A 12,249-nucleotide genomic window follows, 5' to 3' on the forward strand; every position below is an offset into this window, starting at 1 on the left:
TTATTTAATCGGTTATTAAAAGTTCACGTTGAAACCTAACATGTATGTAGTAGGTCTTGGGTACATATTATTATCAATACCACCTGAAATTTCTGGATCCACTCCTTTGTAGTTAGTGAAAATAACTGGGTTATTGACTGTACCAAATACTCTTAAATTAGCCTTCCCTTTTAAGAAATTGTTGAAGTTATACCCAACCATGATATTATCAATTCTCAGGAAATTAGCACTTTGGATATAGTAATCTGAGTGCAATTGTCTTGATTGGAACCCTGTATTATAGATATCAGTCGTCACGTTGTTCGTATTATTGTTTGCTGATACATATAATTGATCGTAAGCAGAGTTGTTAGAGTCAACGTTGTTGTAAACTTGAGCACCAAACTGAGCACGACCTGCCATGCTGAACTCCCAATTCTTGTACATTAAACGAGTTGTGAAACCAAAGAATAAGTTAGCCATTGGATCACCAGCGATATATTTATCTTGCTCATCGATTTTACCATCACCGTTTCTATCAACATAAGCACCTTCGATCGGCTTGCCATTATCATCATAGATTTGCTCATATACTAGGAATGAATAAGGCGTGTAACCTACTCTGTGAATTTGGATTGTTTCACCAGTACCACCAGCAATACCACCTACTTTCACACCTTCATAACTTGGGTCATCAACTGTAGTTAATTTTGTGATTTTAGAGTCATTCCAAGTCATGTTCACACCAAAGTCCCAGTGGAAGTCTTGTCTCTGGATGATCTTAGCATTCAATGATAATTCAACACCTTTGTTCTCCATTGAACCAACGTTAGTCAACAACATGTTTGTCAAGTTAGATCCACCAGGAACCGGAATATAGTTCAACAAGTCATCTGTCAATCTGTAATAAACTTCAGCTGAACCTGTTAATCGATCGTTGAATAAACCGTAATCTAAACCAATGTTGTAAGTCGTTGTTTGTTCCCATTTAATGTTTTCATCATAACCTTCTGGACGGATTGTGTTGAAATACTCCCACTGACCAGTACTTGGGTTATAGAAACCATATCTTGAATATTCGTCACCTCTTGTATATGTGTTCATGTAAGGGTAATCACCTGCACCAATGTTTTGCTGACCTGTTACACCAACACCTGCTCTTAATTTCAAATCAGAAACGAAGTTCACTGATTGCATCCAAGGCTCTTCCTTGATTTTCCAAGCTAATGCTAATGAAGGGAAAGTACCCCATCTGTTTTGAGGAGAAAAACGTGATGTACCGTCTTGACGAACAGTAACTGTAGCCATATACTTATTATTGAAAGTATAGTTTGCTCTACCAAAGAATGACATTAAGTAGTATTCTGTTGCCCAAGGTTGGTTTTTCATTTCATAACCGTAACCGTTTTGCTCAACAGTAGTACCTTCTTGTAGGAAATGCTGCCAAGAATAACCACCCATTACATCAAATCTATGTTTACCGATTTCTTTGTTGTATTGCGCAAATAAATCTAATACTTCATTTCTTTTCTCTTGAGTGTAATCAGAAACAAAACCACCTTTTTCTTCTATTCCTGAAGGAGCATTGTTTTCGTTCCAAGAAGTTTCAATTCCTTCATAAACACCACCTTTAGCTGATGAGTAATCATAACCAGCATTTACCTTTAATACTAGATCTTCAAAACCATGAATTTTGTAATCAATTTGAGCGTTACCAATACTTCTGTTTACATTTGAAGTATTTGAGTTTTGATTAATCATCGCCATCGGGTTAGATGGAGCGTTCACTGATCTACCTGATAATGGATCGTCAGTAGTTGTCCAAGTGTGGTATCCGCCATAGTGAGGGAATCGGCTATCATATATAGGCTGAGTAGGATCATATGATACAGCACTACCAATTGCACCATCATTACCAAATTTGTTGTTGACAAACATACCTTTGATGGATGCATTTACTGATAAGTGGTCATCTAAAAACTTAGGAGAAAGATTTAAGTTTAATGTAGTACGATCCATTGAAGATCCTTTTAAAGTACCATTATCCATAGTATAACCCGCTGATGCACGGTAAGGCAACCATCCTTTCACGTTACCTGACACACCTACGTTATGGTCAGTAGAAACTGAGTTTTGGAATACTTCGTTTTGCCAGTTTGTATTTGCAGATCCTAATAAATGCTCACCAGGTCTACCTGACATAATATCTCTATATTGATCCGCTGATAATACATCAACTTGGTTGTTTAATGTATTTACTGAAACTGAACCATTGTAATTTACATTGATTGATGACTCATTTGTAGAACCTTTCTTTGTCGTAATGATGATTACACCATTTGATGCTCTTGAACCGTAAATCGCTGTTGCAGAGGCATCTTTCAATACTGTCATTGACTCGATATCAGCAGGGTTGATGGCGTTCAATGGGTTTCTCATACCTGAAATACCATCTGAATCTACTGGTACACCGTCAATTACAATTAGAGGATCATTTGATGCAATAAGAGATGAACCTCCACGAATACGGATAGTCGATCCAGAACCTGGAGCACCACCACCTGTGGTAATTTGTACACCGGCTACTTTACCTTGAAGTAAACCTTGAGGCGAGTTAATTGCCCCCTTGTTAAATCCGTCTGCTGTCACTGCTTCTACGGAACCTGTAGCATCTTTCTTGGTAGTACTACCGTAACCAATAACTAATACTTCTTCAAGTTGTTCAGCGTCTACTTCCATGGGAACATCAATCCTCATTTCTGATCCAACTAAAAAGTCTTTAGTCAAATAACCAATATAACTAAACGATAAAGTAACGTTATCTGATGAAAGGTTTAAAATGTATTCCCCATCAAAATTAGTGGTAGTACCATGTGTTGTACCTTTAACAACTACGGCAACACCTGGAAGAGGGGCACCATTTTCATCTACAACGGTACCTTTAATTGATTTTTCCTGTGCGGAAACAATGTTACCTCCTAAAGTAAAGAGTATACAGAGGAGGGTACAAACTAAATGTTTGCATGAAAAATGTAAATTTTCATTCATAATTACTAGGTTAAAATTAGGTCGCTTTTTCTCTTTCTAAAAATACTGTTTTGGGCTTGTAAGGAACAATAAATTATCTCCACAACAAGCTCTAAAAAAAATCAAGTTTGATTAATAGTACTATGACAAAATTATTTAATACTAATTCCAATTCTTGTTTAGCATTGTACTTACAAAGAATAATTTAAGAATTAATGATCAATAATTTCTGACGTCGTACTTAAAATTTAAGATCATTAGGTTTAACAAATTTTTCTTAATTGCTTTTTCATCTCATTCTCATTTTCAAATTTACAAGTGCAAGGTAAACACTTTATATTTTACTTTATGATTAATTTATTATAAAGAGATATCTTAATTTTAACACGACAATAATGTGCAAAAGTTATTTTCACCAACTATTTATTAAATTATCTTACTATTAGTTTTAAAATATGATAATCAAACGGTTGCTTCGTTTTTAATTTTAACTTAAAACAAAGGACTTATCTTAACATTAATAGTACAATTTTTATATATTATTTATAAAATCAAACGTTAATTATTTTTAAAAACGAAACCTGAAATTACTAAACCGGTTGCTAAAAAATGAAGATTAATAGAACCTTAGGGTTATAAAGCAGAAAATCTCCCACAAAAGAGTTTGAAATAAACCTTTCATGGGAGATTAAAATAAAAATATGACTTTTCTAAGTTTTAAAAGTGTATGTCAATTTTGAATTTAAAGGGTGTAACCGTAAACTTTATCCACCATCTCATCACCATCAAAATAACCTGCTGCTAATTCTACAGCTTCTCCATCTCCTTTATCTATTAATAAGGAAGGAAAACCATTGGCTAAGAACCTCGCTTGATTGATTTCAGCAATGGTAGCATTCTGATCTTCTTCTGAACCCCATGAATCCATGAAAGGTTTTGCGTCTATATCTAACTTCTGAAGCAATGCTAAATAAGTTTTGAAGTCATCAAAACGCTGCCCGAAATAAAACTGTGCTTTTTGGAGTTCCGATATAAAAGCCAATGTTTTTTCTGGAGCATTCTTTTTTACCCAAGTTATCGCCAATGCTGGTTCAAAACTTGAAAATGTATATGAAGTATCTTGTGATAACTCGTAAAACTCTGTACTGACCAAAGCACCCGTTTTTTGTTCCATTACTGGCGAATGCTGTTTCATAAACTGATAAGTCTCTTTCCCTCCTTTAGGTGCTTGTTCGCCAACCCACATTCCTCCAACTAAAAATTCAAATTGAATTTCATCTTTATAAGCATCATACACTTTTTGTATGCTTTCACTATTGCCATAACACCACCCACACTGAGGGTCCATTACATATATTAGTTTCATATTATTTTTTTGTTTGAACAAATATTGATCATTTTCTTAGGATAAAAAAATAGTTCACCTCATAGTGAAGTGAACTACTAAAAAATATGGGTTAATTACCTTTATTTTTTGAATAAATATTTTGCTAATGCTTTTGCTTATTTTGATACCTTATATATGTATAAAGTCAAAACAAACCATAAGTAATGGCACTTGTTTAACCTTTTTAAATATAATATTAAACAGAGTGATTTTTACGTATTACAACTGACTTCTTTTCAGAAACTTTATTTTGTTCAATAAAATAGTCTTTACTGAACATTATATATTTTCGGCCACTTCTATTAATGCTTTATCTCCAATACATTTTATTTTATACTTCCCTCCTAGTTTAATAGGTGTATTGGGAAAATCATGACCAGCAGAAATTTCTGTGATCACAGGCACATCTACTTTTTCCTTGACCATTCTATTGATGCTTAATGGAAAATAAGGTTCTTCTTCATCAGGTACATCTGAAAACTGTCCCATAAGTATAGCTTTCACCCCCTTAAAGGCACCACTTCTTTGAAGATGTGTCAGATAGCGGTCAATTTGGTATGGCTTCTCTCCAATCTCTTCTATAAATAAAATCTTACCTTCCGTATTCAATTCAGAATAAGTACCAATCTGATCGGACAACAAACATAAATTCCCTCCTACTATTTCCCCTTCAATCACCTGATCACTGAATTTTTCATTGACTTCTCCCTTTATACATGGAAACTCTTCATAAAAAAGCAGGCCCTTCAGCTGGCTTAAACTCACTTCTAATTCTTTTTTTGAAAATTGCCCCACCATTGGCGCATGTATGGAAGGAAAACCGAGGTTATTGATACAGGTATGCAAAGCAGTCACGTCAGAAAAGCCTATGATTAATTTTGGATGATCAATAAATCTGGCCCAGTCTACTCTATCTATAATTCTTGTAAGGCCATATCCTCCCCTTGCCATAAATATTGCCTTAATTTCTGGATCATCTAGTGCATGCTGCAACTTACCTATTCTTCTGCTGTCTGCCCCTGCGAGGCTTCCCCATTCTGCCGCCCATTCCTGATCATTGGGTACTATCAATCCCCATTCCCTTAATATTTCAATTCCTTGTAATGTTGCTTCTATATCTACTTTACCAGAACTCGCAACTACAGCCACTTTATCTCCTCTTTTTAAAGTCATCGTATTATGATTATGTACCCAGATATCTATTTTGCATCAAATAAAAATAATCATTACGGTTTACATTCATCACAATTAGGCTTTATTCTTCTGATTATATCTTATTTTATCTTTATAAAAACAAAGGCTGACCCTAAAAATAGAATCAGCCTTCTTGAGTAATAAAAGTGTGTTGAGTTTATTAAAACATTGTAATTTTTTCTGAATAAGTCACATTATTTGCTTCAACATCCAATATAAATTGACTTACTTCTAAATTCCTTAAATCAATATTTGTAATAGAATTCTCTCCTGGAATAAATGAAGCTTTATAGAGAAGATCATCTAATCCATCATCAGAGCGGAATACCACACTGACATTTTCGGTTAAGAGATTCGTCGTTTCAACTTTTATTATATTTCCTTGAAAACTAACTATTATACCTCTATTACTAGATCTCATAGTATAATCCCTCATTGAAATTCTTTTGGATTTTGAAAGTTTAAACTCTCTATTGATAACCTTATCTTCAAAAGACATTCTAAAGGTATAAAAACCTTTTTCAAGTGATGATAAATCAATCTTTTCCACTTTATCCGTTGTGACAACAAAATTGACTTCCTTATATTCATTGCCTTCATCATCTAAGACTTCAACTTTCACAACTTTTTCTCCTTGAGTTACAGCTGAAAAATTGACAATAACAGTAGATTTTTTTACAGAAATTGAATAAGACAGTGTGTTCGCGGAAGCTGTGAATGAAAGAATATTTAGTATAAGTGCAATGAGTAGCATTGTTGATTTATTCATATTTAGTATTAGTTAGATGAATGTTCATTATTTAAATTTTGGTTCGCAAATATATAAATAGAATTCAATAACAAATACTATAAATTAACATTAACACAAAATAATATACTAACATCAAGCACAAATGTAATACAAACACTTGTTTTTTCATTTTATAAAGATAAAAAATGTACTATTCAATGATGTAATATTAACACTTATTCAACAACTAAACATTAATGGTCACATTTTGCTTTTTGGTTTCGAAAAACTCTCTAAGTAGAGGGAAAAGTACATTTTGTTGCTTAACCAAATAAAATATGAACATGGGATACTTTCATCTCAATTGAGCCTCATTCCTCTGATTTTATTTTTATAAAAACAAAGGCCGACTCCAAAAACAGAATCAGCCTTCTAGAGCAATTAAGTAGGGGCGGTTCATTAAAACATTGTAATCTCATCAGTGTAAGTCACATTATTTTCAACAACATTTAATATAAATTGACTTACACCTAAAGGTCTTAGATCGATATTAGTAATAGCATTTTCTCCTGAAAAGAAAGACACTTTATATAAAAGCTCTTCACCGCCAGTATAAGATTTGAAAAGCAGGTTCACATCTTCTTTAAGCTGACTTGTTGTTTCTACTTTCATAATATTTCCCTGCATTCTAACTACAATTCCTCTGTTTATGGACTGCATAGAATAATCACGCAATGAAACTCTTTTTGATTTTGAAAGTCTAAACTCTCTTCTTACCACTTTGTCTTCAAATGTCATTTTAAAGGTATAAACTCCTTTTTCTAAGACTTCTAAATCTACATTTTCGGTTTTACTTGAGTTTATTGTAAAATCTTGTTCAAGGAATTCGTTTCCTTCGTCGTCAACTACTTGGACTTTTACCGCTTTATCTGTTCCTAAAAGATTGGAAAAATGAATAGAAACTACTGATTTTTTAGCTGTGATTGAATAAGATAAATCGTTTGCAACAGCAGAAAATGCAAAGATTGAAAGTACAAGAGTACACGCTAGTTTCGTTAATTTATTCATATTTAGCGAAAGTTTAAATAATGTTTCAGTTCTAAAGTTCTTAATGCTAAGATAGAGCTTGGGTTTGAGCAACTTCCTGCGAAATTACAGTTTTCGTAAAAAAAAGTATTTTTTATTACATTAATTGTAAAACAAACTCTTATTTTATTGTATTTTAAAAATATTAAATTTAACTATTTGAATAAAATGACATAAAATTTATACGATTCAGTGAAAGGCGGTAGTTAACAATGTGGACTTTTTAGAAGGATTATCATTTAAAGAGTAAAAGTCATAGGTAAATACAAAACATTACTTATCTTATCAATGTCAATTTGTGATAGTAAAACGTCTAATTATCAAACTAATGAAATATCAGTGTTTAATCTTCTTTCTTATAATAACCTCTTTCTATGCTCAAGCACAAAAAAGAGTTTATTTTAATGAAGGCCTCACGGAAGTGCCTGCTTCTTCCAAAGAGAAAAAATATTACAGTGAACATGAATTTGCGGAAGTGAATGAAGATGGATATTATCAGCACAGCTTATACGATCTTGACGGACACCTTTCAAAACGGTTTTTAACAGAGGGCTCTTCTATCAAAAGTAAACAATTTGGTACATATAATGCTTTTCACCCTGATGGGACAGTAAAGGAGGAAGGACAATTTACGAAAGGCAAAAAGGATGGTTTCTGGAAAATCTACTTCAGTAATGGCAATGTAAAGGAAGAAGGCGAATTTAGTAATGGCTCCAAAAAAGGGACCTGGAAAAGGTATTATGAAAATGGACAGCTTGAAAGTACTTATTTTGATGTTTACACCCAAGATGAACAATTCTCAAGAAGGATTTATGAAGACGCTTGGGATATTTCAGGTAAACAAACTCTTGAAAAACAAACTGGTACTTTAAAAATACATAACAGTAAAAATCAGTATTCGGAAGAAGGCAGTCTTCTGGCTGGACAAAAAAATGGTAAATGGATTGGTATTTATGATAACGGTCAGAAGTTTTATGAAGAAACCTATGAACTGGACTCGCTGATCAGCGGTACTAGCTGGGATAGAGAAGGACGAAAATATGAGTATACTATTTTAAAAATTGACGCTTACCCTGAAATGGGGTTCAGAAAGTTCTACAAGAAATTCTACAACAGGTTCCAAGCCAAATACCTTACGAAAGGCATTTTCAATAACAGTTATACTTATGCAGAAAAGCTTTTTATGACTTTCGATATTCATCTGGATGGCACGATAAGCAATATTCAGTTTACTAACCCTCAATTGCCTAGTATTAATAATGCAGCTAAAAATACTTTAATAGAACTGAAAAATTGGGTACCTGCTGTGGAGAGAGGACAGAGTGTTTTTACAAATTATGTGTTTCCTGTAGAGCTGTATTCCAATGATGAGTATTGACAAAAAAGCCTTGCATCTCTGAACTAATAAATAAGAAACGCAAGGCCTAGTATTTGTATTAAAGACAGGAATTAGAAATAAGTCTCTTCCATTCTCTTCTTAATAATATCATTACCCAAGTTGCCAATACTACCTTCATGGTTGTGATTGACTGTTCTCTCAGGATTGTATTCTCCTTTTTCAATTCCTTCTCCAACGATAACATAAGCTTCTCTGAAAGGAATACCTTGAAGAACCAATTTATTTACTTCCTCCACAGAGAATAAGTAATCATAGATAGGTGCTTCTAAAAGGTCTTTAGTTGGCTCCATTTTTTCGAACATCAACTTCGTCATCTCCAAGCAGTCATTCAACATCTCAATAGCTGGAAGTAAGATTTCCTTGATCTGTTGTAAATCTCTATGGTAACCCACTGGAAGATTACTTAAGATAGACATGATTTGTGTAGGCAATGATGTTATTTGGTTACACTTCGCTCTTGTCAATTCCAATACATCAGGGTTTTTCTTATGAGGCATAATACTCGATCCTGTTGTGAACTCATTAGGGAATTTGATAAAACCAAAGTTACCACCTGCGTACATACAACCGTCCATTGATAGTTTCGCTACTGTTGCCGCTACTGAAGCCATCGCATTCGCTACATGGTATTCCGTTTTTCCTCTACCCATTTGAGCATAAACTACATTGACAGCCATCGATTGGAATTCCATCAACTCTGTTGTTTTTGTTCTGTTCAATGGGAAAGAAGAACCATACCCTGCCGCTGAACCTAGTGGGTTTCTATCTGTGATATCATAAGCTGCTTTCAGCATCACCATATCATCTACCAATGACTCAGCATAAGCGCCTAGCCAAAGACCAAAAGAAGAAGGCATTGCCACTTGCATGTGCGTATAACCTGGCATTAAGTAATCCTTGAACTCTTCTGATTTCTCAATTAATGTATCAAATAATGCCTTTGTATTGTTCGCTACTTCCTTCAATGCATCTCTTAGATACAATTTAAGATCTAATAAAACTTGGTCATTTCTTGATCTACCTGAGTGTAATCTTTTACCAACATCACCATATCGTTGTGTCAGTAACATTTCCACTTGAGAGTGAACATCTTCTACGCCATCCTCAATCACAAAATTACCTTTCTCAATTTCCTCGTAGATTTCCTGAAGTCCTTTTAATAAGATGTCTCTATCTTCTTCTGTCAGTAATCCTACCTCCGCCAACATTGTAGCATGAGCCATCGATCCTTTTACATCATAAGGAGCCAGTAAAATATCCAATTCTCTATCTTTACCTACTGTAAATTTATCCACTTTTTCATTTACAGTATAGGTAGACTTCTGCCAAAGTTTCATCTCTATCTATTTTTATTTTTTTATTTCTAATTTATTAAAGGGAACATACCAATGATTGCGGGTAGACACATAGGTCTACCCCTACGGGTTTAACGGGGTCATGATAAATGCACCTTCTAGGATGCGAATATAATCATTAATTCCGTCTGCTATTTCGTCCAATAAAATATACTCATTAGCAGTATGTGACCTTGCTGAATCACCAGGTCCTAATTTTAAACTAGGAATCGGCATTAAAGCTTGATCTGATAGCGTAGGAGAACCATACGTTTCTTTCTGATATTGCATTCCTGCTTTTACTACAGGATGATTTAATGGTGCTCCAGAAGGATTTAATCTTGTCGAACGAGGAGTCACTTTACAACTCACATGCTCTCGGATATGTTCCAACGTTTCCACATTAGAATAAGCATCTGTGGTACGTACATCCACCACAAACTTACATTCTGAAGGCACTACGTTATGCTGTGTCCCTGCCTCAATGCAAGTAACCGACATTTTGATTGGGCCTAGTGTTTTTGATTCTTTAGGGAAATGATAATTTCTAAACCACTCAATATCTTTCATCGCATTGTAGATGGCATTTACTCCTTCATTTCTTGCAGCGTGCCCTGATTCTCCTTCAGCTACACAATCCAATACCATCAACCCTTTTTCAGCAACAGCCAATTGCATTTGAGTAGGTTCACCTACAATTGCAAAATCAATTTTCGGTAATTGATCCCATACATCTGCAATACCTTCTCTTCCTGAAATTTCTTCTTCAGCAGAAGCACAAATCACTAGGTTGTAAGGAAGGTTTTCTTTTTCATTAAAATAAAGAAATGTAGCAATCAAACTTACTAAAGGTCCGCCTGCATCATTACTTCCCAAACCATACAATACTCCATCTTCTACGGTAGGAGCAAAAGGATCTCTTGTCCAATCCTTATTTGGTTTTACAGTATCTATATGAGAATTTAAAAGAATAGTCTCTTTTGAGGGATCAAAATGAACATTTTTAGCCCATAGGTTATTTTTATATTGATGAATCTCAATGTTGTTTTCAATAAAAAAACGAGCCACTATTTCCGCTACGTCATCTTCCTCTCTACTTAAAGATTCTGTGGCTATCATTTGCTTTAAAAGCTCAATGGCTTTCTCTACTAATTCCTGATGTTTCATCTTTATTTATTTTTCAGCTAAAAACGTAAATATGGAATTCAGATTTCTTGTTTTATACAAAATCTGATTGCTTTTAATGTAAATTATGAAAACAATCAGATTAAAAGTAATCTACATTAAATTACTCTCCAATAATCTTCGTCCCTTTTGGAGTATTGGCTAATAAACCTTCAACTTTTCCTAGCCATACTTCTTTTACAGAAGCTTCAATTGCATCAAAAGCATTTTTAAGTTTTGGCAACATACCATCTGCTACTACCCCTTCCGCTTTGAACTGCTCAAATTTCTGAGGATCCAACTCTTCTACTAATGAATTATCATCATTGATATCCAATAATACACCCGCCTTCTCAAAGCAATACCTTAAAGATACTTCATGACCTGCCTGACCTAAAGCCACTGCAACTGCTTGAGCCATTGTATCTGCATTTGTATTTAATAACTGCCCTTTCTTATCGTGTGTCAAAGGTGCAATTACTGGCGTGATCCCCTCTTTTGCTAAATTGGCAATTGGGCCTGCATTTGCTTTTCGAACATCACCCACAAAACCAAAGTCAATTTCCCATCCCGTTCTTTTGTCCGCTTCAATGATATTAGCATCAGCACCTGTCAATCCAATGGCATTCGTACCTTTTGCTTGAAGTTGAGCTACAATTCTCTTGTTGACTAAACCTCCATATACCATTGTCACCACTTCTAAAGTATCAGCATCTGTAATACGTCTTCCATCCACCATTTTAGGTTCAATACCTAAACGTTGTGCCATAGCTGTGGCTAATTTACCTCCACCGTGCACCAAAACTTTTGCTCCTTCTAGCTGAGAAAATTGTTCTAAAAAAAAGGATAATGCCACCTCATCGTTGATCACATTTCCTCCTACTTTGATTACTGATATTTTCATTTTTGTATTTTCAAAACAGGGACATAGCATTGCTACGTCCCTTGT

At 34.4% G+C, this 12,249-nt stretch carries 9 protein-coding genes; 1 reads left to right on the plus strand and 8 read right to left on the minus strand.

Going from position 1 to position 12,249, the window contains the following annotated elements:
* Nucleotides 1-15: 15 nt before the first annotated feature.
* The 5 genes from HHU12_RS09815 to HHU12_RS09835 all read right to left on the minus strand — a co-directional run bounded on the left by HHU12_RS09815 (nt 16) and on the right by HHU12_RS09835 (nt 7,385).
* The gene (locus tag HHU12_RS09815) at nt 16-3,027 is read right to left on the minus strand and encodes a SusC/RagA family TonB-linked outer membrane protein (protein ID WP_169656566.1); all 3,012 of its coding nucleotides are present in this window, start codon (nt 3,025-3,027) and stop codon (nt 16-18) included.
* 721 nt (nt 3,028-3,748) lie between these two features.
* Nucleotides 3,749-4,372, minus strand: coding sequence for a DsbA family protein (locus tag HHU12_RS09820; protein ID WP_169656567.1), 624 nt, complete (start codon nt 4,370-4,372; stop codon nt 3,749-3,751).
* A 300-nt stretch (nt 4,373-4,672) separates the two neighbouring features.
* Nucleotides 4,673-5,566 carry a S66 peptidase family protein gene (locus HHU12_RS09825; protein WP_169656568.1) on the minus strand — a complete coding sequence of 298 codons (894 nt, stop codon included), beginning with the start codon at nt 5,564-5,566 and terminating at the stop codon, nt 4,673-4,675.
* Nucleotides 5,567-5,747: 181 nt separating this feature from the next.
* The gene (locus HHU12_RS09830; protein ID WP_169656569.1) at nt 5,748-6,356 is read right to left on the minus strand and encodes a hypothetical protein; all 609 of its coding nucleotides are present in this window, start codon (nt 6,354-6,356) and stop codon (nt 5,748-5,750) included.
* 420 nt (nt 6,357-6,776) lie between these two features.
* A complete protein-coding gene (locus tag HHU12_RS09835; protein WP_169656570.1) occupies nt 6,777-7,385 on the minus strand; it encodes a DUF3244 domain-containing protein in 609 nt (202 codons plus the stop codon).
* Between the two features lie 346 nt (nt 7,386-7,731).
* On the opposite strand from HHU12_RS09835, the gene HHU12_RS09840 reads away from it, so the two are divergent.
* Nucleotides 7,732-8,781, plus strand: a complete 1,050-nt coding sequence (locus HHU12_RS09840; RefSeq protein WP_169656571.1) for a toxin-antitoxin system YwqK family antitoxin — start codon at nt 7,732-7,734, stop codon at nt 8,779-8,781.
* A gap of 71 nt (nt 8,782-8,852) precedes the next feature.
* Here the strand turns inward: HHU12_RS09840 and argH are convergent, their stop codons facing one another.
* From argH to argB, 3 genes are all read right to left on the minus strand, one after another.
* On the minus strand, nt 8,853-10,139 hold the full coding sequence (gene argH / locus HHU12_RS09845) for an argininosuccinate lyase (protein WP_169656572.1): 1,287 nt from the start codon (nt 10,137-10,139) through the stop codon (nt 8,853-8,855).
* An 81-nt stretch (nt 10,140-10,220) separates the two neighbouring features.
* Entirely contained in the window at nt 10,221-11,303 is a 1,083-nt protein-coding gene (locus HHU12_RS09850) for a M20 family metallo-hydrolase (protein WP_169656573.1), read from the minus strand.
* A 121-nt stretch (nt 11,304-11,424) separates the two neighbouring features.
* Nucleotides 11,425-12,204 (minus strand): acetylglutamate kinase, encoded by a 780-nt coding sequence (gene argB, locus HHU12_RS09855; RefSeq protein ID WP_169656574.1) that lies wholly within the window; start codon nt 12,202-12,204, stop codon nt 11,425-11,427.
* Nucleotides 12,205-12,249: the final 45 nt, after the last annotated feature.

Source organism: Flammeovirga aprica JL-4 (genome assembly GCF_012844305.1).
GTDB lineage: Bacteria > Bacteroidota > Bacteroidia > Cytophagales > Flammeovirgaceae > Flammeovirga > Flammeovirga aprica.

Coding starts and splice junctions, on each gene's coding strand:
- HHU12_RS09820 (WP_169656567.1), bottom strand. CDS start 4,372: ATGAAACTAATATATGTAATGGACCCTCAGTGTGGGTGGTGTTATGGC.
- HHU12_RS09825 (WP_169656568.1), bottom strand. CDS start 5,566: ATGACTTTAAAAAGAGGAGATAAAGTGGCTGTAGTTGCGAGTTCTGGT.
- HHU12_RS09830 (WP_169656569.1), bottom strand. CDS start 6,356: ATGAATAAATCAACAATGCTACTCATTGCACTTATACTAAATATTCTT.
- argH (WP_169656572.1), bottom strand. CDS start 10,139: ATGAAACTTTGGCAGAAGTCTACCTATACTGTAAATGAAAAAGTGGAT.
- HHU12_RS09835 (WP_169656570.1), bottom strand. CDS start 7,385: ATGAATAAATTAACGAAACTAGCGTGTACTCTTGTACTTTCAATCTTT.
- HHU12_RS09840 (WP_169656571.1), top strand. CDS start 7,732: ATGAAATATCAGTGTTTAATCTTCTTTCTTATAATAACCTCTTTCTAT.
- HHU12_RS09815 (WP_169656566.1), bottom strand. CDS start 3,027: ATGAATGAAAATTTACATTTTTCATGCAAACATTTAGTTTGTACCCTC.
- argB (WP_169656574.1), bottom strand. CDS start 12,204: ATGAAAATATCAGTAATCAAAGTAGGAGGAAATGTGATCAACGATGAG.
- HHU12_RS09850 (WP_169656573.1), bottom strand. CDS start 11,303: ATGAAACATCAGGAATTAGTAGAGAAAGCCATTGAGCTTTTAAAGCAA.